Source organism: Arcobacter thermotolerans (genome assembly GCF_983172305.1).
In genome coordinates this window covers 33,221-54,423 of sequence record NZ_CFAFZJ010000015.1, presented here as the reverse complement: position 1 = coordinate 54,423, position 21,203 = coordinate 33,221, and the positions used below count along the sequence as shown (strand labels likewise).

At 26.3% G+C, this 21,203-nt stretch carries 36 protein-coding genes; 22 read left to right on the top strand and 14 right to left on the bottom strand.

The genetic code is table 11. From position 1 onward, the window contains the following. Positions 1-192: 192 nt before the first annotated feature. Positions 193-555 carry a hypothetical protein gene (locus tag AC5LG6_RS10575; RefSeq protein WP_498586550.1) on the bottom strand — a complete coding sequence of 121 codons (363 nt, stop codon included), beginning with the start codon at positions 553-555 and terminating at the stop codon, positions 193-195. A gap of 127 nt (positions 556-682) precedes the next feature. Between AC5LG6_RS10575 and AC5LG6_RS10570 the strand changes: the two genes are divergently transcribed. Both AC5LG6_RS10570 and AC5LG6_RS10565 read left to right on the top strand, forming a co-directional pair. Then, a complete protein-coding gene (locus AC5LG6_RS10570) occupies positions 683-982 on the top strand; it encodes a ribbon-helix-helix protein, CopG family (RefSeq protein WP_498586549.1) in 300 nt (99 codons plus the stop codon). A 95-nt stretch (positions 983-1,077) separates the two neighbouring features. Beyond that, entirely contained in the window at positions 1,078-1,401 is a 324-nt protein-coding gene (locus AC5LG6_RS10565; RefSeq protein WP_498586548.1) for a hypothetical protein, read from the top strand. 90 nt (positions 1,402-1,491) lie between these two features. On the opposite strand, the gene AC5LG6_RS10560 is transcribed toward AC5LG6_RS10565, so the two are convergent. The 10 genes from AC5LG6_RS10560 to AC5LG6_RS10515 form a co-directional block, all read right to left on the bottom strand. Next, a complete protein-coding gene (locus AC5LG6_RS10560) occupies positions 1,492-1,716 on the bottom strand; it encodes a hypothetical protein (RefSeq protein WP_498586546.1) in 225 nt (74 codons plus the stop codon). Then, positions 1,716-3,596 carry a phage terminase large subunit family protein gene (locus AC5LG6_RS10555; RefSeq protein WP_498586544.1) on the bottom strand — a complete coding sequence of 627 codons (1,881 nt, stop codon included), beginning with the start codon at positions 3,594-3,596 and terminating at the stop codon, positions 1,716-1,718. Before AC5LG6_RS10555 ends, AC5LG6_RS10560 begins: the two co-directional genes overlap by 1 nt. After that, a complete protein-coding gene (locus AC5LG6_RS10550; protein ID WP_498586543.1) occupies positions 3,593-4,246 on the bottom strand; it encodes a hypothetical protein in 654 nt (217 codons plus the stop codon). Before AC5LG6_RS10550 ends, AC5LG6_RS10555 begins: the two co-directional genes overlap by 4 nt. Before the next feature lie 129 nt (positions 4,247-4,375). After that, complete coding sequence (locus AC5LG6_RS10545) at positions 4,376-5,014, bottom strand: hypothetical protein (RefSeq protein WP_498586541.1); 639 nt, start codon at positions 5,012-5,014, stop codon at positions 4,376-4,378. Positions 5,015-5,016: 2 nt separating this feature from the next. Continuing rightward, positions 5,017-5,877 carry an LvrA C-terminal domain-related protein gene (locus AC5LG6_RS10540; protein ID WP_498586540.1) on the bottom strand — a complete coding sequence of 287 codons (861 nt, stop codon included), beginning with the start codon at positions 5,875-5,877 and terminating at the stop codon, positions 5,017-5,019. Continuing rightward, on the bottom strand, positions 5,870-6,076 hold the full coding sequence (locus AC5LG6_RS10535) for a hypothetical protein (RefSeq protein WP_498586538.1): 207 nt from the start codon (positions 6,074-6,076) through the stop codon (positions 5,870-5,872). The genes AC5LG6_RS10540 and AC5LG6_RS10535 overlap by 8 nt, the downstream gene beginning before the upstream one ends. A 9-nt stretch (positions 6,077-6,085) precedes the next feature. Continuing rightward, a complete protein-coding gene (locus tag AC5LG6_RS10530) occupies positions 6,086-7,465 on the bottom strand; it encodes a DnaB-like helicase C-terminal domain-containing protein (RefSeq protein ID WP_498586537.1) in 1,380 nt (459 codons plus the stop codon). Further along, the gene (locus tag AC5LG6_RS10525; RefSeq protein ID WP_498586535.1) at positions 7,455-7,661 is read right to left on the bottom strand and encodes a helix-turn-helix domain-containing protein; all 207 of its coding nucleotides are present in this window, start codon (positions 7,659-7,661) and stop codon (positions 7,455-7,457) included. Before AC5LG6_RS10525 ends, AC5LG6_RS10530 begins: the two co-directional genes overlap by 11 nt. Beyond that, complete coding sequence (locus AC5LG6_RS10520; protein WP_498586450.1) at positions 7,654-7,809, bottom strand: hypothetical protein; 156 nt, start codon at positions 7,807-7,809, stop codon at positions 7,654-7,656. Before AC5LG6_RS10520 ends, AC5LG6_RS10525 begins: the two co-directional genes overlap by 8 nt. 3 nt (positions 7,810-7,812) lie before the next feature. Further along, positions 7,813-8,307 (bottom strand): phage regulatory CII family protein, encoded by a 495-nt coding sequence (locus AC5LG6_RS10515; protein ID WP_498586534.1) that lies wholly within the window; start codon positions 8,305-8,307, stop codon positions 7,813-7,815. Between the two features lie 96 nt (positions 8,308-8,403). On the opposite strand from AC5LG6_RS10515, the gene AC5LG6_RS10510 reads away from it, so the two are divergent. Further along, on the top strand, positions 8,404-8,595 hold the full coding sequence (locus AC5LG6_RS10510) for a hypothetical protein (protein WP_498586533.1): 192 nt from the start codon (positions 8,404-8,406) through the stop codon (positions 8,593-8,595). Here the strand turns inward: AC5LG6_RS10510 and AC5LG6_RS10505 are convergent. Both AC5LG6_RS10505 and AC5LG6_RS10500 read right to left on the bottom strand, forming a co-directional pair. Continuing rightward, the gene (locus tag AC5LG6_RS10505; RefSeq protein WP_498586531.1) at positions 8,571-8,726 is read right to left on the bottom strand and encodes a hypothetical protein; all 156 of its coding nucleotides are present in this window, start codon (positions 8,724-8,726) and stop codon (positions 8,571-8,573) included. The two genes, AC5LG6_RS10510 and AC5LG6_RS10505, sit on opposite strands and share 25 nt — an antisense overlap. A 5-nt stretch (positions 8,727-8,731) precedes the next feature. Then, entirely contained in the window at positions 8,732-8,980 is a 249-nt protein-coding gene (locus tag AC5LG6_RS10500) for a hypothetical protein (protein WP_498586530.1), read from the bottom strand. A gap of 101 nt (positions 8,981-9,081) precedes the next feature. On the opposite strand from AC5LG6_RS10500, the gene AC5LG6_RS10495 reads away from it, so the two are divergent. The 7 genes from AC5LG6_RS10495 (at position 9,082) to AC5LG6_RS10465 (ending at position 13,356) form a co-directional block, all read left to right on the top strand. Continuing rightward, entirely contained in the window at positions 9,082-9,732 is a 651-nt protein-coding gene (locus AC5LG6_RS10495) for a S24 family peptidase (RefSeq protein WP_498586529.1), read from the top strand. Between the two features lie 41 nt (positions 9,733-9,773). Then, positions 9,774-10,475 carry a hypothetical protein gene (locus tag AC5LG6_RS10490; RefSeq protein ID WP_498586528.1) on the top strand — a complete coding sequence of 234 codons (702 nt, stop codon included), beginning with the start codon at positions 9,774-9,776 and terminating at the stop codon, positions 10,473-10,475. Positions 10,476-10,514: 39 nt separating this feature from the next. After that, entirely contained in the window at positions 10,515-11,702 is a 1,188-nt protein-coding gene (locus AC5LG6_RS10485; RefSeq protein ID WP_498586527.1) for a hypothetical protein, read from the top strand. Positions 11,703-11,710: 8 nt separating this feature from the next. Further along, the gene (locus AC5LG6_RS10480) at positions 11,711-12,034 is read left to right on the top strand and encodes an STAS-like domain-containing protein (protein ID WP_498586526.1); all 324 of its coding nucleotides are present in this window, start codon (positions 11,711-11,713) and stop codon (positions 12,032-12,034) included. A gap of 76 nt (positions 12,035-12,110) precedes the next feature. After that, complete coding sequence (locus AC5LG6_RS10475) at positions 12,111-12,539, top strand: hypothetical protein (protein ID WP_498586525.1); 429 nt, start codon at positions 12,111-12,113, stop codon at positions 12,537-12,539. A 416-nt stretch (positions 12,540-12,955) separates the two neighbouring features. Then, complete coding sequence (locus AC5LG6_RS10470; RefSeq protein ID WP_498586523.1) at positions 12,956-13,138, top strand: hypothetical protein; 183 nt, start codon at positions 12,956-12,958, stop codon at positions 13,136-13,138. A 20-nt stretch (positions 13,139-13,158) separates the two neighbouring features. Further along, positions 13,159-13,356 carry a hypothetical protein gene (locus AC5LG6_RS10465; protein WP_260959875.1) on the top strand — a complete coding sequence of 66 codons (198 nt, stop codon included), beginning with the start codon at positions 13,159-13,161 and terminating at the stop codon, positions 13,354-13,356. Here AC5LG6_RS10465 and AC5LG6_RS10460 read toward each other — a convergent pair. After that, positions 13,320-13,604, bottom strand: coding sequence for a hypothetical protein (locus tag AC5LG6_RS10460; protein WP_319046684.1), 285 nt, complete (start codon positions 13,602-13,604; stop codon positions 13,320-13,322). The two genes, AC5LG6_RS10465 and AC5LG6_RS10460, sit on opposite strands and share 37 nt — an antisense overlap. A gap of 414 nt (positions 13,605-14,018) precedes the next feature. Between AC5LG6_RS10460 and AC5LG6_RS10455 the strand changes: the two genes are divergently transcribed. The 12 genes from AC5LG6_RS10455 (at position 14,019) to AC5LG6_RS10400 (ending at position 21,197) form a co-directional block, all read left to right on the top strand. Continuing rightward, on the top strand, positions 14,019-14,162 hold the full coding sequence (locus AC5LG6_RS10455; protein WP_498586522.1) for a hypothetical protein: 144 nt from the start codon (positions 14,019-14,021) through the stop codon (positions 14,160-14,162). 129 nt (positions 14,163-14,291) lie between these two features. Further along, positions 14,292-15,239, top strand: coding sequence for a HipA domain-containing protein (locus tag AC5LG6_RS10450; protein WP_498586521.1), 948 nt, complete (start codon positions 14,292-14,294; stop codon positions 15,237-15,239). Beyond that, positions 15,229-15,969 carry an HIRAN domain-containing protein gene (locus AC5LG6_RS10445; RefSeq protein WP_498586519.1) on the top strand — a complete coding sequence of 247 codons (741 nt, stop codon included), beginning with the start codon at positions 15,229-15,231 and terminating at the stop codon, positions 15,967-15,969. The genes AC5LG6_RS10450 and AC5LG6_RS10445 overlap by 11 nt, the downstream gene beginning before the upstream one ends. 456 nt (positions 15,970-16,425) lie before the next feature. After that, positions 16,426-16,599 carry a hypothetical protein gene (locus tag AC5LG6_RS10440; protein ID WP_479798211.1) on the top strand — a complete coding sequence of 58 codons (174 nt, stop codon included), beginning with the start codon at positions 16,426-16,428 and terminating at the stop codon, positions 16,597-16,599. After that, positions 16,596-17,336 carry a hypothetical protein gene (locus tag AC5LG6_RS10435; RefSeq protein ID WP_498586517.1) on the top strand — a complete coding sequence of 247 codons (741 nt, stop codon included), beginning with the start codon at positions 16,596-16,598 and terminating at the stop codon, positions 17,334-17,336. The genes AC5LG6_RS10440 and AC5LG6_RS10435 overlap by 4 nt, the downstream gene beginning before the upstream one ends. 9 nt (positions 17,337-17,345) lie before the next feature. Continuing rightward, entirely contained in the window at positions 17,346-18,032 is a 687-nt protein-coding gene (locus AC5LG6_RS10430; protein WP_498586515.1) for a hypothetical protein, read from the top strand. Positions 18,033-18,042: 10 nt separating this feature from the next. After that, positions 18,043-18,303, top strand: a complete 261-nt coding sequence (locus AC5LG6_RS10425; RefSeq protein ID WP_498586513.1) for a hypothetical protein — start codon at positions 18,043-18,045, stop codon at positions 18,301-18,303. After that, the gene (locus AC5LG6_RS10420; RefSeq protein WP_498586511.1) at positions 18,303-18,842 is read left to right on the top strand and encodes a helix-turn-helix domain-containing protein; all 540 of its coding nucleotides are present in this window, start codon (positions 18,303-18,305) and stop codon (positions 18,840-18,842) included. Before AC5LG6_RS10425 ends, AC5LG6_RS10420 begins: the two co-directional genes overlap by 1 nt. A gap of 242 nt (positions 18,843-19,084) precedes the next feature. Then, positions 19,085-19,696: a BRO-N domain-containing protein gene (locus AC5LG6_RS10415; protein WP_498586510.1), complete on the top strand. Its 612-nt coding sequence runs from the start codon at positions 19,085-19,087 to the stop codon at positions 19,694-19,696. Beyond that, the gene (locus AC5LG6_RS10410) at positions 19,693-19,839 is read left to right on the top strand and encodes a hypothetical protein (protein WP_479798200.1); all 147 of its coding nucleotides are present in this window, start codon (positions 19,693-19,695) and stop codon (positions 19,837-19,839) included. The genes AC5LG6_RS10415 and AC5LG6_RS10410 overlap by 4 nt, the downstream gene beginning before the upstream one ends. A gap of 12 nt (positions 19,840-19,851) precedes the next feature. Beyond that, the gene (locus AC5LG6_RS10405) at positions 19,852-20,148 is read left to right on the top strand and encodes a hypothetical protein (RefSeq protein WP_498586508.1); all 297 of its coding nucleotides are present in this window, start codon (positions 19,852-19,854) and stop codon (positions 20,146-20,148) included. Beyond that, complete coding sequence (locus AC5LG6_RS10400; protein WP_498586507.1) at positions 20,145-21,197, top strand: site-specific integrase; 1,053 nt, start codon at positions 20,145-20,147, stop codon at positions 21,195-21,197. Before AC5LG6_RS10405 ends, AC5LG6_RS10400 begins: the two co-directional genes overlap by 4 nt. Positions 21,198-21,203 lie beyond the last annotated feature (6 nt).

The following is a 21,203-nucleotide window of genomic DNA, read 5'->3' as shown; positions in this document are numbered from 1 at the left end:
ACCACTTCTAAATTCTTTCAATATTTCATTGAAATCAAAGTTTATCTCTTGTTCCATTGTCAATCCTTGATATTATTTTATCAGATTGACACGGAATTTCTAACACTCCCACCCTTGACCCAGCAAACAATCTACTATATGTTTAAAACATATACTAAAAAGGTATACATTTAAAATGTATACCCTAAAAACTTAGATTAACTTATCTAATGTTAAAACATAGAATGGTATTCTCGGTTTATCATTTATATTAGAATTCTGAAAAATCTTGCAAACTTCTTCAGCTTTTACTTTTATATTATTTTCTGTACTAGAATAACCATTGTCACTTAAAATCTTTTTTATCGCATCAATTGTTGTTTGCTCTTCAAAACCTTGTGTTACACAAGCAACATATTGTTTATCAGGACTATTAACTCTATTAAATGGATTAGAAATTAAATTGTAACATTCTTCAATTCTATCTTCAGGAACATAGAAATTTATATTCAAAGGATCATATGATTTATCTTCTAAATATTCTTTTACGTGTTCAAGTTTATATATTGTTGCCATACTTATCACCTCCTTTCTTTTTAAAATTGTAATAAAAGTATATTATTTTAATTCTTAATATGTCTTGACATAATTAGATATAATTAGATACAATTACGTGTTATCAAAACAAAGAGAGGAATTAAATATGAAAAAAGCTGGAAGACCAATTGAAAAAGAAAATCGAACAAAAGTAGGTTTATCGTTACAAGGGTCATCAGTTGACAAATTGTCTGAATTAGCAGCAATGACTGGAAAAAGTAAAAGTAGAATAATAGAAGAAGCTATTTCTATGTTTTCACAAAGAGAAGTTATTGTTCAAGAAAGAATAAAAAAAATAGAAGAGCTTGGAGATAAAGCACTACTAGATATTGATGCTATATTAGAAGATAGACTAAAAAAAGAACAAGAAGAAAGCTCTAATATGGAGGTGAGAAATGTAGTATGAAATATATAAAACTTAACAAAATTTACTACTAATATAAAGGATTAACATGACAATAAGTTGTTATAAAAGAAAAAAAATTAATAAAAAGGAAACCTATGGAAGGTACAAAGTCATGTAAAAATGAATTATCTTTTACAAATCATTTAGAGTTGGATTTTAAAAATAATATACCAACATCTGAACTCAGGATTTTAAAGGAATTATCTTTAGATATAAGAAATACTTTAAAGAAGCACGATGGTTCTATATTAAATACACCTGAACTGGGAAAAAATACTTACCTTATTTTTATCTCAACAATGGTACTAAGAATAGTATGTATAAACGAAAAAATGACTTTAGTAGATATGTCAGATACAGCAAGTTTTGTAAAAAACTTTTTAAACAATTCAAATTCGGACCTTGATTGTTTAAACTAGTTTGAATAGTATAAAATATAAGCTTATATTTTTATTAAAGCCTTGCAGAAATGCAGGGCTTTTTTTATAGTAAATTTTCCCACGGGAAATTTATTCATCTTCTATATCAGGATAATCACTCTTTAATTTTTCAATAGTTTCTTTATATAGATTTGGAGTAGTCATAAGCTTTTCAATAGTAATTCCAAGAGCTATTTCTTCTTCATTCATAAGATATTGTATAACTTCAATAGTTCTAAAACTCAAAGATGGTTTATTGTTTAAATTTGTTCTAGCATCCCAAAAAGATTTATTTATTAAGTGATTTTTTGCCATTAGTAGTTATCTCTCCAATCATTAAAAGAATTTTGTTCTATGATTTCATTTTCTAATATTTTTGTAGAATTAAGTTCTTCTTCTACTCTAGTATTAAAATCTTGCTCTATAACATCCCAATCAATTCCATTTGGATAATATTGATTTTCAAGTATTCTAAGAGTTGCCATAGCATATACTCTTATGTCTAGTGCTTCATTTCTTGCTTGTAAAGGATTTTCCCATCTTCCACTCGTTTTGTTTTTTACTTCAGTAGTAAGCTGCTTAAAATGTGATTCATTGTATTCTGGTTTTTTTGGGAAATGCATAAATCCAGGACCAACATCTTTTGTAGTAAGTTGTCCATATACTACATCTTTAGCACTATTTACTCCTACTAAGTAAACTCTCAGGCTACCATCTTTTGATTTTGATATTCCAGATTTTAAAATAGGAGTTTCTACAGAGTTATCACCTTTCATACAAAATACATTTTGCTCTACCCTAGTTTTGCAATAGCTATATACAAAATCTGTTCTTTGACCTCCACTATCTATTCCCATTCCTAAAATTTTCATATCTATTCCACTTTCATGCTTGTAAGTGCTTTGCAAAATATTGTCAAGTTTTTGCCATACTTTAGGAAATTTTGGATCACCATCTAAAATATATTTTGCAATACTCCAGCTTTCTCCATATTTTCCCCATCCTACAACTTCAACTTCTAATCTATCATTTTGAGTATCAACACCAGCAGTTAAAATATATGCTCCATTTGGTACATCTGCATTATAATCTTCGGGTCTATCTAAAAACTCTTTTACATCAAGTTTTTTTATCTTTTCAACCCAAACATTTGCATCTTTTGTATTTACCCAACCAGCCATTTTTATTGAAACTTTTTTCTCTTTTTGCTCTTTTCTTGCATCTAAAAAACTTTGAAAAATCTCATTCCACTTAGCAAATGGTGAATAATAACTAGGTACTCTATAACCTTTATGTTCTCTTTCTGGATATTTATGTACATATCTTGCACCGTTTTCTTTTTTCATCATCTCATATTTTTGGTGTTCTTCAATAATACAACCATTATTTAAACAAACAAAAACAACATCATCTGTAAGCCTATATTCTTCATCATAAGTGAATTTAAATCCATCTTTTTCAAATACTACATCTTCACCACAATGTGGACATCTCATAGTGTATAATGCTTGAGATGATGATTCATATTTTGGCAATATCTTTGAGTTATGCTTTTTCCCTGGAGATGAATTATTATAAATCTTTTTATTGTTTGGAAATGCTTCAGCTCTATTTTTTGCTAAATCAAGAGGATCACCTCCTTCTATCTCATCAGCCCATCTATCAACATCATCATTTATTACTATTCTTCTACTCATTGAAGCAAATGTTGCAGCTGAATTAGACCAACCAAGAGCTATGCTTCCACCTTTAAATAAAAGTGATGTTATACTTGAACCATCTTTTGTTTTTCTAGCCCTAAATAAATCTTTTAATCTAGGTGTTGCTTTTATTGAAGCCCAAAGTTTTGAAGATGAATGAGTTCTTACAGCACTTTCAGTTGGTAGAATTTGAAGCATAGGGCAAGGATATAAATCTGCATAGCAAAATAGCATATTATTTCCAAGCTCTGTAAAACCAAGTTGTGTGCCTTTTATTACTGTTACTTCAGTTGTTGGACTTTGTGGAGATAGCTCATAAGCAATCTCTTCTAAATATGGCATTCTATCTGTTCTATATTGTCCAGGCTCACTTGAACTCTCACTAGGTAAAACTCTATAAGCATCAGCCCACTCTGAAACTGTCATAAGAGGGTCAGGCTCAAATCCTTTTTTAAAATATTCTAATAATTCAAAATTGATATGATTCGCACTCATCTTGATAGATTCCCTAAAATATATCTAATTTCATCATTTATTGTTGATTCAATTTCTTTAATATCTTTTTTCCCAACAACTCTTGAAGCCATTTTGTTTGGAAGATTTAGAAGCATATCTCTAACTTTTCTAGCTACTTCAAAAAATGTTTGCTCCACCTCAACTTTTGAAACATACTCTCCTAACTTAATTTGATAATCTAGTTCCGCAATTTGTCCCATATAATGTTCTCTATGAGCTTTTGCACTAGCATAATTAAAATCTTTGAATTCACCATATTCAGGAATATTTATATTTTTTTTAGATGCTTCTTTTTTCTTTTCTTCAAGTTCTTTCAGGGCAGCTAAATCATCATCTTCTATTTGTTTTCTCTCTTCAGGAGTTAAGTCTGCTAAAGTTTTATATCCTGGTTCAACATTAAATGGTAAAATTGTCTCACTATCTTGCACTTTATCATCTTTAGGAGTTCTACTTTTTTTTAGCTTATTATTTTCATCTAGTAAATTAAAATCTCTCAATCTTTGTAAAGAAGATTGTAAATCCAATTTTTTATCATCACCAACTTCTAAAATATTTTTTTTAATAAGTTTTGAAATATTTTGCTGTGAGCATCCAACTTCTTTTGCAAACTTACTTTGATTAAATCTCATATCTACCTATCCTTACTACTACAACTTAAAAATAAAAAGTCACAACCAACTTTAAAATTGTAAAACTGCATAACAATCGGGGTTGGCACTACCCTCGGTAGTTTTAAACCCAAAGGAGAACCTATTTTATTATTTAGCTGTTTTGATTGCATATTCCAACCTATCTTTAAAATATTTCATACCATTTAATGTAAATTCTTTTTTAGCTGTTGTTTCTAGATCAAGAACTTTTTTATAAGTTGCATTCCTTACTATTTTAAATAATAAAATTGGTTTATCATAATCATTTATCTTTGTATATATTCCAGCTTTTTTAATTGATATATTTGAATCAATAATGAAAAATTGTTTAGATTTAGAATTTAGTTCTTGCATGATTTTTTTAGAAAGACTTTTTTTAGTTCCAGGTGTTTGAATTAAAATTTCATTCTCTTTTAAAAGATTTTTAGATTTTAGAAACTTTTCCAAACCTTTATTGTGTCTATCTCCACCTAGATAGTGTTGCTTAAGAGCAAAATATCCCCAATTGCTCTTATCTATATATATTTCTGTAAAAGGATTTGACTTAGTTGCTTTTATTATCTTTATTGCATTTGGTAATTTTCTTTTAAAAGCTAAATTTGCTAAAGTTTCAATGTTTTGTCTATTTTTAATTGAAAAAGCCAAATCATTTGTAGCTAAAATTTCAGCATATGGTGTCTGCTCTTTTTCTATATTATCAAATTTATTTATTAATTCACTAATTCCAATTATATTAAAACTCTTCATCATCAAGCTCCTATATATCCAAATCTTTTATCAGTAATATAATTTGCAATATTTGAACTCTCTAGCTTTAAATTCAAATTACTATCTGATATAAACTTATTTTCTATATCATAGAACCAACCAATATGTTTAGTACCATTCTTATCTAATACCCAAGCTCTTTTTGGAATGTATGTATCAATCAATCCATTTAAAAATCCATCAAAGTCTTTTAGATAAGTTAAATCTATTGAAGCTTTATATTTATCAATTGCTTCAAGCATAATTTTTATATCTGTATTTTTCCATCTTCTATTATAAATAGTTTGGCTTCTACCTTTGTTAGAAGTTTTTTTATCATACCTATTCCAAAGTATCTCAAAATTAACTCCATAATTTTTATTTACTTTATCAGAAATTTTATCTGTAGATTCGTTAGAATCTGCATTTATATTATTAGATATATTACTATTAAAATCTTCGTGCTTTTCTTGAGCGATTTGATTTTTTAAGTTGTGCGATTGTATTTGATTACTTATCGTTTTTATCGGTACTTTAATACTGTTTTCTCGAGCGATTTCATTTTTTAAGGTGTGCGATTTTTGAGCGATTTCATTTTTTACATTACTATAGTGTGAGTTGTTTTTAAGTTCCCAAAAAGTAAAGAATTTAGCTATTTCTTCTTTAAATTCTTTTATCCATAGTCCAGAAGTATTTGAAGATTTTAAACCCCAAGAATTTTGATAAAACCTTATAGAATTTATATTTTCATCATGCATATCATAAAAATATTCCATAAATGCTCTTGCTTTATCTCTCTTACCCTTTTGTTGCAATTTTAAAACATAAGAGGTTGGCATCATCATATAAAATTTATTACTCATGATTAGTTATACCTACTTTTATAACTTTAGGCTTAAACCAAGCACAAGGTTTAAATGTAACTTTAGAATAACTGCTAAATGTTTGTTCATCTTTCATATTCAAACTACAATGCAACTCATTGTTTATTTCTCTAACTGCATTGCATTTGCTACAATCTTTTAAATCTTCTTTTTTAACTATTACTTTTTTCATTTTCATTTTTTACCTTTACATATCTATACCAGGAATTTCACCCTCTACATTGCTTGAATCTTCTTTAGAAGCATATACAAGCTCTATATGTGGAAAATTTCCAAAACTGTTTGTAGAGCCTTTAAAGTCACAGCTAATCACACCTGTTCTGCCATTTCTATTTTTAAGCAGTAAAATATTTGCTTTATTTACATCAGCTTCTATTTCATTCTTTTCAGCTTTTTCATAGTAACTATCTCTATGAGGGAACAAAACAGCATCAGCATCTTCTTCTAAACTTCCACACTCTTTTAAATCACTAAGCTGTGGTCTATTTTTAGATAATCCTTTTCTTTCAGTAACTCCACGATTTAATTGAGATAAAGCTATAACAGTTATATTTAACTCTTTAGCCAAGGCTTGAAACATTTTGCTTCCAATACCTAACTCTTCATGTCTTTTTTTATTTGGATTTAATTTTGCAAATCCAATATGATCAACAATCCAAACATTAGTTGGAAGTCCAGCTTTATCTCTTGCTCTTTTGATTTTTAAGAATTTTGATTTTAATTGACTAAAAGTAAGAACTTTGTCATCTATATGGAGATATTTATTATTGCTAAAATACTTCAATGTTTTTTTAAAACTATTTAAATCTTTTATATATCCAGATAACAAATCACTTATGCTTTCTTGATTTTCTTGAGCAATCATTCTCATTAGAGCATCTTCACTACTCATTTCTAAACTATCAATTACAACACCTTTATTTCTTTTAATATTATGTAAAGCTATTTGAAATGCCAAACTAGATTTTCCCATAGATGGTCTTGCCCCAATAACTATAAATTTGCCAGGTTCAAACCCACCAAACTTATTGTCAAAATTAGTTATACCTGTATAAATAATTCTATCTTTTCCCTCAGGTGTTGATGCCTTTTGATGTCTTATTTCAAATGATGCAACTATTTCTGAAATATCTCTACTCTTATAAGTTTTTGAAGTATCTGTTATTTTATATAGTTCATCTTCAACTGTTGCAACTGCTTGTGCAGAACTCATATCTTCTTCAATAGCTACTTTCTTGATAGTTGTTGCTAAACATACAAGCTCTCTTTTAATAGAACTATCTTTTATATCTTTTACATAAGCTTTGATATTTGATATAGGATTTGCAGCTAATATATCAAGCAATACATTATCATTAACATCACTTGAGCTAACTCTTTTTCTTATAAAATCTTCATCAATAGGCATATCTTCACTATGAAGTTTTAACATTGCATCATATATTTTTTGGTGAGCTGGAAAATAAAAATCTTTTGGAGCTAAAAGTTCTTTTGCTGTATAAAGATTTTCACCATCAAAGAAAATAGAACTAAGAACTGCTTTTTCAATATTTAGATTATTGTTCATTGATTGACTCCATATAATATTCTTTAGTTCTTGTATCTGGAATTTCTCTTGCAAGTATTTCAATACCTTTATCTCGAAGTTTTTTTATAACTGCAGCTAAACAATAACAATTAAATTCATGAGCTGCTATTGCTGGAGATATTGCATTTCCATTTTGCAAATAGATTAAAATATTATCTTGAGTTGTGTTAGCCATTTGCAATACCTCTTTTAAGTTTTTCAAGATAATCTTTTGTATCTTTTATGATTGTTTGCATATCTCTCATATTTGATACATCAAGCTTTTTTAATTTTTCTTTTTTTTCAACTTTGAAATTTCTTAGGATATGTATAGCTTCATTCATTGCTTACTCTTTAACTGGTATATATTCAACATCATGTTGAAGTTGTTGAAGCTCTTTGATTGCTTCAGAAATTTCTGTTAGTGTTTCATTTTTTTCTTTTCTATCTAATTTATGATCAAGTAAAGAAGTTTTAACTTTTGCCCAAGCTTCATTAAACTCTATCATTGCCTTATCTGCTTGTAGATTTATTTGAGTATCATCTTTTGAAGTATGGTAAATATCAAGCTTTTTTAACTCAAACCCATGTTTTTGAGCAAAATATTCTAAAGTGCTAAAATCAGCTGTTAGTTCTAAATGATGGTTCCACTCTGTAACTGTAATATCATTTTCAGCACTAGGCTTAAGCTTTTGCTCTAAAGTTCCATGACTAATACCCATTTCATGTGCAGCTTCATCTACAGTAAAACCATTTCTTAGTCTATCTTTATTAAAAGCCTTTTTAAAAATGGCTAAAAATCTTGAATCTTTAGACTGTTTATTATGTAAATAATCTCTCATACTATCTCCTAAAATTAGTGATTTTCACTCTAAAGTGTCCTTTATTTGATATAATCTTGTTGGTCGCAAAAAATACACAAGAAAGGACACATTACAATGGAAAGAACAACCCCTTTAACAAAAGAAGAATTAGCTCTAGAAATTCTTAAGCTTTCAGCTGTTCCTATTGAAAAAAATTCTAGTTACAATCTTAAATCAGAGATTGAAGCAAATGCAAAAGCTACAGCTAAAGCATATACTGAAATTCTAGATATTTTATACAACTATGAACCAAAAATCGAAGATTGATTTTCTCTAATTCCATATGAAGCTTTTAAAATTTCAATAATTTTTTTAGCTTCATATTTATCTTCACCAATTATTTCAATAATCTTTTTTACCTTTTTTAATACTTCTTTTTGTGTTAATTTTTCTGCCATTACTTTTAATTCTCCTTTTGTAATTGGTTTTTATCTTCAATAGATGATAAATTCTTAATTGAAATAAAACTTTTACCGAAGTATTTTAATTGTTCATTACTATCAGTAAATATTTCAACTGGTACATTTAAAGAATCTCTAACTTTCAATGCTGAAATAAGTTTAATTTCTCTTTTTCCAGTTAAATATCTTGATACAGTTGAGAGTTCACAATTTAGTATTTGTCTTATTGTTTCTTGAGTAATTTTTTTCATTTTGAAAAGTTACCATATTGGAAATTAAATTAAACTTAATATATTACCATTTTGGATATTACCAATATGGTATAATTAAATATATTTAGAAAGGCTTTATTATGGGTATTGGTTCAAAAATTAAAGAAATATTAGATTTAAAAAAAATAAAACAAAAACAATTTGCTGAGATGATTAATGAAACAACGGTTAATGTAAATAGATATATAAATGAACAAAGACATATTCCAAATTCATTACTTCCTATTATTGCAAGAGAATTAAACATTAGTGTTGACGAATTACTAGATGGTGAACTTATTGAAAAAAAAGTTAGATTCGTACCAGTTACTGGAACAGCTTCTTGTGGTGGAACTGAAATAAATCATCTTCAAGATGATAATAAAAAAGCATATTACAATGGTGATTTTTGGAAACCAACTTTATACTGCGTTATAGCAAATGGTGATAGTATGAGTCCAGAAATTGATGATGGCGATGAAGTTATTATTGACCCAGATGTAAGCTGTCAACATGGTGATATGGTTTACTACAAAATCGATGGTGAGAGTGCAATTAAAGTTCTAGCTATTGATAAAGAAGCTCACATTATGCAATTTGTACCTTACAACAGTAGTGAAACATTTAAAACTAAGACTATCAGGCTTGATGATGAAGAAACTATTGAAAGGCTTACTTACCATAAAGTTGTTTCTGTAAATAAGTTGAAATTTAATAATAGAGCTGCTAGGTTGAAGTTGATAGGGAGATAGAATATAAAAATGGGAAACATAAATTAAATTAGGAGAATTAAATGGAATTATTAGTAAATATATTAAGAGAAATGGGAATACCTTTAATAATTGCTGGAATAATTATTTATTGGCTATATTATTCTAGTACTGTTAAAGATGTTAATTTTAAAAATAAAATTTTAGATTTAGATACAAATAAAGAATACTCACTTGATGATATAAAAAGGATATATTCAAATACATATATATCTACAAGAAATATTAATGAGTTTGGTGAAACTTCAATTAAAAATATTTGTACTCTTATTGAACAAGTTAATGGAAATCTACATAATAAAGAAACTAAATATTATGACTTTATTGTACTTAGAATATTTAGAAGAAAAAATAAATATGATAATGATAAAAACAAAGTACTTGCTATTACATCTAAAATTTTAGATGAAATTGAGAATGAAAAAAAATTTTTCGGTCTAAATATAAGGGAAAGGGAAATACTAAAAGATTTATCTAAAAATAATAACCTATCAGAAGCAGATAAGAGAAGTATTTCTGATTTAAAAGATATTGTCACTAACAGATATAAAGAATTACTAAATAGGAATGAACAAAGTGATAAAATATCAAAAAAGGCAATGAATCTAGGATATATAAGTATTGGAATTACACTTTTTTGGTCTTCAGATTCTTTAAAAAATGCATTAACAGATATATTAAAAAATGCATTAAAAGAAACATTTACAGTTTTAATGCAAAACTAAACAACACGAAACATATATTAAATTAGGGGAATTTAGAAATTGAAAAAAATTACAAATAAAAAAAAATATATTATAAAACAAGAAATTAATAGAAGAAGATATCTATTAGAAAATAGTAGAAAAGATAAAGAACATCAAAATTCTTTTAGTAATTATTCTTTAGATGATTTAGATTATGTAAAAAAAAGACCTTCACAATCATCAATTTCAAAACGTATTATTGCACCAAAAAAATTTTCATTTATATATAATACGAATGAATCACTAAAATTTTTTAATACTTTTTTTGATGCAATCAAACAAGGATACACTAGATTTGATTTTGAGATGTCTAAGATTGAAGATTTAGGTATAGAAACACTTCTATATATTATATCTTTAGATAAAATATATAATGCTAAAGAAAAAAAAATACAAATAATGATATCCATTCCAAAAAAAGATGATTTGAAATTTAAAATGTATGTATCGGGATTTGCAAAGTATTTTACAAAAAATATACATTTAAAAGATATTGATGAAAAAACCATATTCCCTATATGTGATGGTGCTACAAATAAATATAAAGAGAAAGATGATGCTATAACATGCGGAGAAGCTGTTGATTTTGTTAAAGAACTTATAGATAAAGATAGACACAAGGATATGGTATTAAGATTATTATATACAGGACTTGCAGAACTTATGCAAAATACTGATGATCATGCATATAAAGAAGAAGAAAAAGAAGAAAAAGAAGAAAAAGAAGAAAAAGAAGAAAAAGAAGAAAAAGAAGAAAAAGAAGAAAAAGAAGAAAAAGAAGAAAAAGAAGAAAAAGAAGAAAAAAAGATTAACCCTAATGATATAATAAGAAACTGGTATCTTTTTGCAGTCCAATTACAAAAAGGAATTGCATTTTATTTTTTCGATAATGGAGAAGGAATAACAAAAACAGCTAGAAAATCTATTATAGAAAAAGCATTTGGATTAATTGAACTAAGACAAGAAAAGATTTTAGAATCTACACTAAATGGTCAGTTTCGTTCTGCAACAAAACTACCAAATAGAAATAAAGGTTTACCTCAAGTTAATGATTTATTAGTAAATAATGATATAATGATGTCAGTGATTCTAACAAATAGAATTTTAAGTACTTATGATAAAGACTCAAAAACTAGGAAGTTTAAAAAAATTGATTATAATTTTAAAGGAAGTTTGTTTGTCTGGATTTTACCAGACAGCAATTAAAAAATAAAATGAAAACAAAAACTATTAAAATTTCAAACGAATATTCAAAAACAGTAAAAGGTAGATACCATCCTAAAGATGGCAAATATACTGGTCAAAGATTCAGAGAGGAGTTTTTGCAACCTATTTTCAATGATTATGACAAAATAATAATTGACTTAGACGATTTATATGGATATCCTTCATCATTTCGAGAAGAAGCTTTTGGGGGATTAGCTAGACTATTTCCAGAAAATGATGTTTTAGCTAAATTAGAATTTATATGCAATGATGAGCCTCCTTTAATCAATCAAATAAAGCAAGATATAATTGATGCTAGAAAACAAAAGTAATCAAAATATAATAATTTTTTTACTAGTCTTTTTCAGTCTACTCTTTTTTTTCTTCAAGATAGATATTAAACTAATAATGATACCTATAGAATTGAAATATGATACTATTTTAGGAATATTAGGTAACCTTATGATTGCAGTATACATTGCTTCAGTCATATCTAAAAAACAGAAAAATGATGAACTAAAAATTGATAATTGTTTTAAAGAATTGAATCATTTACTTTGCCTACTTAATGAATTAAGAACTCATATTATGGATGAACAAGAAGAAAATAAACTAGATGATATTAAAATAAGATATATGTCATTAATATCTTTACAAATCGAATTAGTTAAAAAATATAAATTTATCCCAAAACATTTTAATGATAAACTTGCTGAACACTATCGTAACTTAGATAAAAGCTTAACATCGGAGAATACTATATGTCATGAAGACTATAAACATTCTTCATTGCAACTAGAAAGAGTAATATTAAATATAAAAAGTAATATTTTATAAATATTTATTATTTATAAACTCTTAAATAAAAAACTAATCAATAATTGAATGTACTATAACTCAATTCTTAGTCTAATTACTACAACAATTTATATTTTAGTAATTAAAAATTAAATTATTACAAAAAGTAACTATCTTATTCAATTAATAATTTCCATATTGGTAATATTTTAAGTTTAAATTAATTTCCATATTGGTAATATTTTAAAATAATTTCATTGTTTGGCGAGAGCCTTGATTCAAGTTGAATCTAAATGAGCCACTAAACTAGATAGAAAATAGTGAAGCATCTAGGGGTTGAGAGTAATCCATAAACTCGATTTGGTTTTGTACTGCATACCAAGAAAAATAAACTGCAGGAACTATTTATATTTGAGTTACCAATTTTGGTGATTCAATAGTAAATAGGAGAAAAAATGACATTAGAAGAATGTAAAGAAGATTTTATAAGGGAATTAGACAATCTAACTAATTGTGGTAGAGAATATGCTGAAATAGAATGGGAAACTCTTGAAAAAGAGAATTTGGATATAAAAAACTGGAAAAATGGTTATGCAAAATCTTTAGCCAAAGAAATTGTTGATAATTGGGATATATAAAAATTAAAAGGAGAAATAAAATGACTTTAATAGTTTTACTTTTTATGCTTATAATGATTGGAAAAATCTTAAGCGGTTTTAGAATGTTAATCAAAAAAGATTACAAACAAGAGATAGATACAAATGAAGCTTTAGTAAGTTTGACTATATTTATATCTTTCTGCTTATTTGCTTATGCTTTCTACATACTTCTATTGGAATCTCTTTCAAAAGTTTGATTACATTCACTGCATTGATAAGATTTTTTATCCATAAATTCTGGCATTACAGGATGTGGATATATTTTTAAAAGTTTTGTATTTGTCTCATTACAATATGGACATTCAACACCTTTTTTTATTGGTTTTTCAAGTTGTGATTCAAGATCTTTTACTTTTTGTTCTAGTTCTTGAACTCTTTTTGGTAAACCAACTAACTCTTTCCAAACTGGGATTTTTTCTAGTAAAGTATTTAATTCTTTAAGCATAAGTGAGCCTTTGTATATATTTTGTTTCGCAGCTATATTATATAACAAAGGTTCTCTTATGCATATTTCCATAGATTATATTTAAAAAAGTTGGTGCGAGGGTTCAAGCCAACTACTCCTTTTTTTTAGATATCAAAGATGCTTAATTTGAACCAATATCATCAGCAAGGTAAAGTTTTTTGTAGAGTTAAAACTTTAGAACCTAAAAAATAGTAGCCCTACTTCCTTCAAGGGCTACTTACTAATTAAAAAAATACTTATGTAAGAGCAAAAGTTAAAACAAAAAGTTTACAAAAAATATTTCTATAAACTTATAAAATTATTATTTTGACAAAATTATTCATAAAAGCAAGTGCTTCCGTTTCTGGTGCTTTTGCTCTTTTGTAAGTTTTTAAAATCAAAAAAGGAAAAAATATGGCAAAAAATACAGAAAAAAAACTATATATAAGAGTTTGGAATAGTAAAAACAAATTTGTAGGTGTTATATCGGTTAAAACTATTGATGATATAAAAAGACTTGCAAACACATATCCCAGATATGCATATTTAAATTTATAAAGATTTTAAAATATTGGTATAATGTATAAATTAATTTTATTAACAATTTGTAAAATAAAATTACAAGAGAAATATAAATATATTAGAAGCTAGCTAATATTTTAAAAATAATATAGGGAAATGATACAAGTGAAATTTGAACTAAAAAAAATATCAGATGATCAAAAAGATTCTTTGGAACAATTGGGAACAAAAGAAAAATTTTGGTTTATAGATGAAGACAAAGAAAAAAAGCTTTTTAAAATTGGTAGACCAGGAACTGGTGAAGATTGGGTTGAAGTTGTTGCTGCAGAAATTTGTGAACTGTTAGATATACCACATGCTAAATACGAATTTGCTACCTATGAAAATGATCAAGGAACTATTACAACAAATTTTGTTCCACAAAATGGTAGATTGATACATGGAAATGAAGTATTAGCAAGAGCTTATTCTAATGTGCATATAGAATATCAACAAACAATGAAATATCAATTAAGAGAATATAGATTAAGAGTAATAAAAGGAATACTAACTTTACCAACAACATTAAATGGTAAACCTATAAATCCTAGAATGAGCTCTTTTCAAAAAACTCCTGAAATAGTTACGGCTTTTGATATGTTTATTGGGTACATTATGTTAGATTGTCTTATTTCTAACCAAGATAGACATCATGAAAATTGGGGAATTATTATTATTGATAAAGATATCTTTTTAGCACCTACTTTTGATCATGCATCTGGCCTAGGTAATAAAGAAAAAGATTCTGAAAAAAAAGAAAGATTATCAACAAAAGATAAAAATTTTACTGTAAAAGCTTTTGTAAAAAAAGCTAAAACTCCTTTTTATCATAAAACCGATAAAGCACTATCAACACTAGAAGCTTTTCAACTTTGTTATGACTGGGAGCCTAATGTAGCAAATTACTGGTTAGATAAGCTAGATAAAATAAATGAAGATTTTCTATATGAAGTTTTTAATAAAATCCCTGACCATATAATAAGCCAAATATCAGTAGAATTCGCCATCGAGATAATCAAAGAAAATAAAAATAGATTATTAGAGATAAAAGAGGAAAAAAATAATGAAAAATAAATTAATTTTAGCATGGAAAAATCCAAATACAAGAACATGGACTCCTGTTGGAATTTTAGAATATAAAGAAAATAAATACTTTTTTAATTATACAAAGGGTGCAAAAGTTGAAAATTTTAATCCTTTTGGACAAATGATTGATTTAGAAAAAACTTATGAATCAGAAACTTTATTTCCTATTTTCCAAAATAGATTACTTTCTAAATCTAGACCTGAATATGAAGATTATTTAGAGTGGTTAGATATTAAATCATCTGAAAAAAATGATTTACTTGAATTGTCTATTAGTAGAGGAATTAGAGCAACGGATGACTTGCAATTATTTCCTTTCCCAGAAATAAATGAAGATGGTAATTATGAAGTTAAGTTTTTCAGTCATGGAATTAGCCATATGGCATCAAATTATATAGAAAGACTTTCTTCTCTATCTATTGGTGAGAAATTATTAATTACTCATGATTTACAAAATAGATTTGATAAAAATGCTTTATTACTAAGAACAGAAAAAGATCCTATAGAATTACTAGGATTTTGCCCGTCATTCTTTGCAAATGATTTTAATAAATTACTAAAGGCAAATGGACCTCAAAATATTAATGTATATGTTCAAAAAATAAACCATAAAGCTCCTATTCAACTTAAATTACTTTGTAAAATTGAAACAAAATGGCCAGTAGGCTTTACTCCATTTGATGAAGATATATTCAACCCTATAATAAATATAAAATAGCCTACTATAAGAAGGCTATTTTATTGAAATGTATTTGGAAAAAAATACTCCAAATAAAAAAAACTATACCCAAATGCAGTTGATATAGCTATAAATACTATATATATTATAAAAATAAATATTACTTGTATTTTAAATTCTTCAATATTAGTTAGAAACACTAATGCTTTAGCAATAATACATGCAACGATAAACCAAAAAACATCTAAAATCAAATAAGATAAATGATATCCCAAAAAAACTCCTCTTTAAAAAAATTAGTTAAAAAACTATAGGTATATTATCTGTATAACTTTTTTTTGCTATGAATTTATAATATTTTTATTATAAATCTACTAATTTATTGGTAAAATACGAACTACCGTACAAAATATAAATTTAATATTATTTTTTTAAATAACAATACGGATTAACAAAACACAAAACTAAACATAAATTAATCTAGGAGAGAAAGATATGAAAAATGAAATAAATATCATAAAAAATATCTATGCATTAGAAGCTGAACTGAAAAAATGCATAAATAAAAAAGAATCTATACCAAAAGAAATTTTAGCTGTTTTAGATGAAGCCAAATACTCAGTAAATAGGCTATCTGAAATAGTAAAAATTTATAAGGTAACAAAATGAATAGTGCAAAAAGATTATTAGATATTCTAAAAACTATAGAAAAAGAAGCAAATTATTATAAAGCTTGTGAAATTTTATTTAACTGCAAAGATACATTTTTACAACTATATTTTTATAAATACTTTTTAAATGATTTAAAAAATATAGAAAGAATACTCAAAGACACAGGAAAATATAAAGAAAATATACATAAATCAAAAATTGATTTAGTAGCCATAAGTATTTCTCCAAATTATGTAGAAGAAGTAAATTATGACTACTCTATTTCAAGCATTACAGATTCTTATAAACGAAAAAAAGAGTTAAGTATAGTTAATTTAACTGGAGCTATAGAATTTCTAGAACTTATGGAAACTTTTATCCCTGATGAAGTTTTCTACGACAAAGATATTGAAGATTTAAGAATAGCACTAAAAGACATTGATAAAACCAACTCACCTTTAGATGATATTATTGCTGATATTGATGAAGCAGTTCTATACTATGGATATTTTGGAAACAATATTATAGAAGATAAATTCCATAGAGTTCTTGGAAATACTTTAATAAATTTAGAAAAAATCAAACCTTATATAAAACAATTCCCAAAACCTTTTAAAATAATATTAGGCTTTTTTGAAGTTTATAAAAAAATAAAAGATATAAAAGAGGAAATTCCAGTTTTACTTGAATATGTAAAAAAAGAACTAAATGAAAATTCAGAGCCAATTGATGCTGAAATTTTAAGTGAAGAATAAAGGAAAATAATGAATGACAATCTAACTATTGCAATATATTGGAAAGAAATCACTATAGTAATTGAAACAATTTCAATTATTGCCATGAGTGTTTATTTTAAATACTATCTTACATCTTATCTCAAAGAAAAAGGTAAAAATCTTGCAACAAAACAAGATATTGAAGAAATTACAAATAAAGTAGAATCTGTAAAACAAGAGTATAAAATAGAATTTGATTTAATCAAAAATCAAAATGACTTGTATTTCTCTGAAGTAAAAAGTATTAAAGATAGATACAATTCAAAGCAATTTGAGATATACAATAATTTATGGGCTTCTTTAATTGAACTAAAATTATCTGCAGATACTTTATGGGATGAAGCAACAAAAACAAAATTAAAATATTTTGTAAAAAAAATTGCAGAAGCAGAAAAAGCTATAGAAACGAGTTCTTTACTATTAGAAGATACCGACTATTTAAATCTAAAACAACTATTAACAGAATTTAATAATTTTGAAGTTGGCAAAGAAAACATAATTAAGTTATATCAAATCAAAAATAAAACGAATCAAGAAATAACAGATTCTCATATTGAAAATTCTTCTATTAATAGTATGATTAACATAAACAAAACAATAAAAAATGAATACGATACTTTAATTGATACTTTAAAACAAAAATTCAAAGAACAAATTAAAGGTAATAATAAATAAAGGAGAAAAAATGGGAAAACTAATAAAAATTGATGATATAAGTAAGGAATTAGGAGATGTTCCTTTTTTAGATGCACCATACGGGTATTGGAATAAGGATAAAGATGGGTTTAATGGATTTGAACAAATAGCAATTTCAGACATGACTGAAGAACACATAAAAAATTCTATAAATATGATTAAAAAGACATATATTCCACATTATTCTAAAGGCGATTATATTTTAGAATTACTTGAAAAAAAGATTGAAGAATTAGAAGAGGAGTTATAATGAAAATAGAAAACCAAAAAGAAATATATAAAATAGCTAAAGAGATTAAACCTATTATGGATTTAGAAATAGGATGGGGAAATGAAATTTTAAATACTTTAATTGCTGTTGCATTAGATAAATATAAAAAGAATGTAGATGCAAATGCTTCATTTAAAGAATTATTATTATTTGTTGGTATTGATGGTTTTTTAAAAATATATGCTCCAATAAAGCCAAAAGCAGGTGTAATGAATGATAGAGACCATCTATATTCAAATGAAGTTAGTTGGCATGAAGATTATGAGTATTTTGTAAATGCTTTATATAATAAATTTTTGGAATTTAATAATATAGTTAAAAAAGTTTGTACAGAACTTGGAATAACTCAAAAAGAGTTGGCTGAAGAGTTGGGAATGAAAGCAACAGCTTTGTCAAACTGGGCAAATGGCGATATTCCACAAATTGCACAAAAAGCTTTAGAACTTTTACTTGAAAATAAAAAACTAAAAGATGATTTAAATATCATTAAAAAAGCCCACGAAATACTACATAGTTAAGCCGTGTAAAATTTACACAGCTTAAATTCAATATAAAACCAAAGGATGTAAGAAAATATTACACCCTTAAAGGTGTCAAGTTTTTCTTTATACCTTTAAAATTCAAATATTTGATTTAAAATATAATATAAAATCAAATATATGAATAAATACCTTGACATAAATCAAATTATTGATTATAATTTCTCTAATAGTTCAGATATTTGAACTTTTCTAAAAGAAATAAAATCTAAGGAGGATTTATGTTAGCACTTATATACAATGATACACAAATCAACTATGAATTATCAAAAGATTACGGAAAACTATTTTTAAATAGTGATGTTTGCTTAGGATATGGAATATCAAAACAAGCTTTAAATGATAATTTAAAAAGAAACAAAGATGAACTACAAGAAGGTACTCACTATATCTATGATTATGCTATGACAAATGGTGGAAGACAAAGAGTTATCAAATGGACTTCTTTGGGAGTTTATCATCTTGGATTTTTTATCAAATCAAAACAAGCTAAAGAGTTTAGAAAATTTATGGGAAATGTTGTAAATGCTCTTGATCCATTTAAAATAAATGATAAAAGAGTTGAATCAACTATACAGATAGAACTATCAAAACTAAATCAAGAAATCAAAGATTTAAAAAATCAACTAGCCCTAAAAGTACAAGAAGAAGTAAATCCATTTAAAGGTTATTACACTCCAAACTGGGCTTTTAGAGTAAGAGAAAATGAATATGCATATACTCGTAAGGACTGGATGCTACTTTTAAATGAGTGTGAAAGAACACTTGTATATGAAAGACAAAATAGAAGCTATACAAGGCAATTATCTTATAAAGGAGGTAATCTGATATGAAATATGGAAACTATATATTTGAAAGTTTTAAGGAGTTCCAACAAATTCTAAGTTTGGCGACAGCGAATGGAGTTGGAACAGGTGAGAAATTTTTTAATTTCTTAAGTGAAAATTATAGTCATAAACTAATTAAAAGCAACTAAAGGAGAAACAATATGAGTGCAGTTGATTTTGAAGTATTAAAACTAATACCAAAAATGCTTGAAGAAATGCAAGATTTAAAAAAAGAAGTTACTGAACTAAAGCAACACATAAAGCCAAAATATGATTTAACTAAAAGAGATGGAGTTATAAAATATCTCAATGTTTCAAATAGTACAATTACACGATATATAAGTGAAGGGATTTTTAAAGAAGGTTATCACTACCATAGAGAATTAAAGAATAATGCTAGTAAAATTATATTTGTAAGTGGTGCTATTGAAGAGTTCAGAAAGGAAAAAACCAAATGAAACTCTACAACAGAAACGGAATATTATACATCTATTTGAATGGGGTTAGAAAGAGCAGCGGCTTAAAAGATACAAAAGAAAACCGCAAACTCTTAGAAAATCACCATAAAAGAGATGAGTTCTATAAAAAATTTGATGTTAATACAAAAGGCAAAACAGTTATTGATTTTTGCGAAGAGGTTCTAAGAGAAAAAGAGAAAACCTTGGAACCTACATCTATGCATAATTATTATAATCATCTTGAGAAAAATATTTTACCAAAATTTGATAAAAAATATCCTCAAGAAATAACACCTATGTTTTTAAAGCAATGGTATGAAGAGATGGAATTTAAAAGCTCATTAACAATTTGTGTATCAGCTATATTAAAACCAGCATTTGAAAATGCGATTATAGAAGGATATATAAAAACAAGTCCATTTGTAGTTACTCTACCAACAGTAAAGAGTGATTACGAGATAAAACCTTTTACACTAGAAGAAATGACTAGAATTTTGAACTGTGAAAGAGGAGTGTTTAAAAACATTTTAGGAGTAGCTTTTTTCACTGGTATGAGAGCTGGTGAGATTTTGGCTTTAAAATGGAAAGATATTGATTTTGAAAATAAAAGTATCACTATTGAAACACAAAGAACAAGAGGATATACAAAAAAACCTAAAACAAAAAGTAGTGTAAGAACTATTGATATGATTTCTCAATGCGAAGTATTTTTAAAAGAACAAAGAAAACTAACTGGTTTAGGTGAATATGTATTTTTAAATACAAAAAATAAAGTATTCTATGGCTCTGGTGATTTACAATACAAATGGTATGATGTCCTAAGAAGATTAAAACTCGAAAAAAGAGGATTACATCAAACTAGACATACTTTTGCAAGTAATATGCTGTCTAATATGGAAAATCCTCTTTGGGTTTCTCAAATGCTAGGTCATAAAAGCTTAGTAATAACTCTTAATACCTACACAAAATATATCAAAAAAGATAGAAATGCAAAAACTACATTCCTGGACAATATGAATTTACAGTTTTGCACAAATCTAGCACAGTAGCTCATT

Coding starts and splice junctions, on each gene's coding strand:
- AC5LG6_RS10445 (WP_498586519.1), top strand. CDS start 15,229: ATGAAAAATAAATTAATTTTAGCATGGAAAAATCCAAATACAAGAACA.
- AC5LG6_RS10515 (WP_498586534.1), bottom strand. CDS start 8,307: ATGAGAGATTATTTACATAATAAACAGTCTAAAGATTCAAGATTTTTA.
- AC5LG6_RS10575 (WP_498586550.1), bottom strand. CDS start 555: ATGGCAACAATATATAAACTTGAACACGTAAAAGAATATTTAGAAGAT.
- AC5LG6_RS10540 (WP_498586540.1), bottom strand. CDS start 5,877: ATGAGTAATAAATTTTATATGATGATGCCAACCTCTTATGTTTTAAAA.
- AC5LG6_RS10435 (WP_498586517.1), top strand. CDS start 16,596: ATGAATAGTGCAAAAAGATTATTAGATATTCTAAAAACTATAGAAAAA.
- AC5LG6_RS10455 (WP_498586522.1), top strand. CDS start 14,019: ATGGCAAAAAATACAGAAAAAAAACTATATATAAGAGTTTGGAATAGT.
- AC5LG6_RS10465 (WP_260959875.1), top strand. CDS start 13,159: ATGACTTTAATAGTTTTACTTTTTATGCTTATAATGATTGGAAAAATC.
- AC5LG6_RS10505 (WP_498586531.1), bottom strand. CDS start 8,726: ATGGCAGAAAAATTAACACAAAAAGAAGTATTAAAAAAGGTAAAAAAG.
- AC5LG6_RS10415 (WP_498586510.1), top strand. CDS start 19,085: ATGTTAGCACTTATATACAATGATACACAAATCAACTATGAATTATCA.
- AC5LG6_RS10535 (WP_498586538.1), bottom strand. CDS start 6,076: ATGAAAATGAAAAAAGTAATAGTTAAAAAAGAAGATTTAAAAGATTGT.
- AC5LG6_RS10425 (WP_498586513.1), top strand. CDS start 18,043: ATGGGAAAACTAATAAAAATTGATGATATAAGTAAGGAATTAGGAGAT.
- AC5LG6_RS10420 (WP_498586511.1), top strand. CDS start 18,303: ATGAAAATAGAAAACCAAAAAGAAATATATAAAATAGCTAAAGAGATT.
- AC5LG6_RS10410 (WP_479798200.1), top strand. CDS start 19,693: ATGAAATATGGAAACTATATATTTGAAAGTTTTAAGGAGTTCCAACAA.
- AC5LG6_RS10530 (WP_498586537.1), bottom strand. CDS start 7,465: ATGAACAATAATCTAAATATTGAAAAAGCAGTTCTTAGTTCTATTTTC.
- AC5LG6_RS10510 (WP_498586533.1), top strand. CDS start 8,404: ATGGAAAGAACAACCCCTTTAACAAAAGAAGAATTAGCTCTAGAAATT.
- AC5LG6_RS10460 (WP_319046684.1), bottom strand. CDS start 13,604: ATGCTTAAAGAATTAAATACTTTACTAGAAAAAATCCCAGTTTGGAAA.
- AC5LG6_RS10440 (WP_479798211.1), top strand. CDS start 16,426: ATGAAAAATGAAATAAATATCATAAAAAATATCTATGCATTAGAAGCT.
- AC5LG6_RS10550 (WP_498586543.1), bottom strand. CDS start 4,246: ATGAGATTTAATCAAAGTAAGTTTGCAAAAGAAGTTGGATGCTCACAG.
- AC5LG6_RS10480 (WP_498586526.1), top strand. CDS start 11,711: ATGAAAACAAAAACTATTAAAATTTCAAACGAATATTCAAAAACAGTA.
- AC5LG6_RS10555 (WP_498586544.1), bottom strand. CDS start 3,596: ATGAGTGCGAATCATATCAATTTTGAATTATTAGAATATTTTAAAAAA.
- AC5LG6_RS10500 (WP_498586530.1), bottom strand. CDS start 8,980: ATGAAAAAAATTACTCAAGAAACAATAAGACAAATACTAAATTGTGAA.
- AC5LG6_RS10545 (WP_498586541.1), bottom strand. CDS start 5,014: ATGAAGAGTTTTAATATAATTGGAATTAGTGAATTAATAAATAAATTT.
- AC5LG6_RS10565 (WP_498586548.1), top strand. CDS start 1,078: ATGGAAGGTACAAAGTCATGTAAAAATGAATTATCTTTTACAAATCAT.
- AC5LG6_RS10570 (WP_498586549.1), top strand. CDS start 683: ATGAAAAAAGCTGGAAGACCAATTGAAAAAGAAAATCGAACAAAAGTA.
- AC5LG6_RS10430 (WP_498586515.1), top strand. CDS start 17,346: ATGAATGACAATCTAACTATTGCAATATATTGGAAAGAAATCACTATA.
- AC5LG6_RS10475 (WP_498586525.1), top strand. CDS start 12,111: ATGATACCTATAGAATTGAAATATGATACTATTTTAGGAATATTAGGT.
- AC5LG6_RS10495 (WP_498586529.1), top strand. CDS start 9,082: ATGGGTATTGGTTCAAAAATTAAAGAAATATTAGATTTAAAAAAAATA.
- AC5LG6_RS10560 (WP_498586546.1), bottom strand. CDS start 1,716: ATGGCAAAAAATCACTTAATAAATAAATCTTTTTGGGATGCTAGAACA.
- AC5LG6_RS10400 (WP_498586507.1), top strand. CDS start 20,145: ATGAAACTCTACAACAGAAACGGAATATTATACATCTATTTGAATGGG.
- AC5LG6_RS10525 (WP_498586535.1), bottom strand. CDS start 7,661: ATGGCTAACACAACTCAAGATAATATTTTAATCTATTTGCAAAATGGA.
- AC5LG6_RS10470 (WP_498586523.1), top strand. CDS start 12,956: ATGACATTAGAAGAATGTAAAGAAGATTTTATAAGGGAATTAGACAAT.
- AC5LG6_RS10405 (WP_498586508.1), top strand. CDS start 19,852: ATGAGTGCAGTTGATTTTGAAGTATTAAAACTAATACCAAAAATGCTT.
- AC5LG6_RS10490 (WP_498586528.1), top strand. CDS start 9,774: ATGGAATTATTAGTAAATATATTAAGAGAAATGGGAATACCTTTAATA.
- AC5LG6_RS10520 (WP_498586450.1), bottom strand. CDS start 7,809: ATGAATGAAGCTATACATATCCTAAGAAATTTCAAAGTTGAAAAAAAA.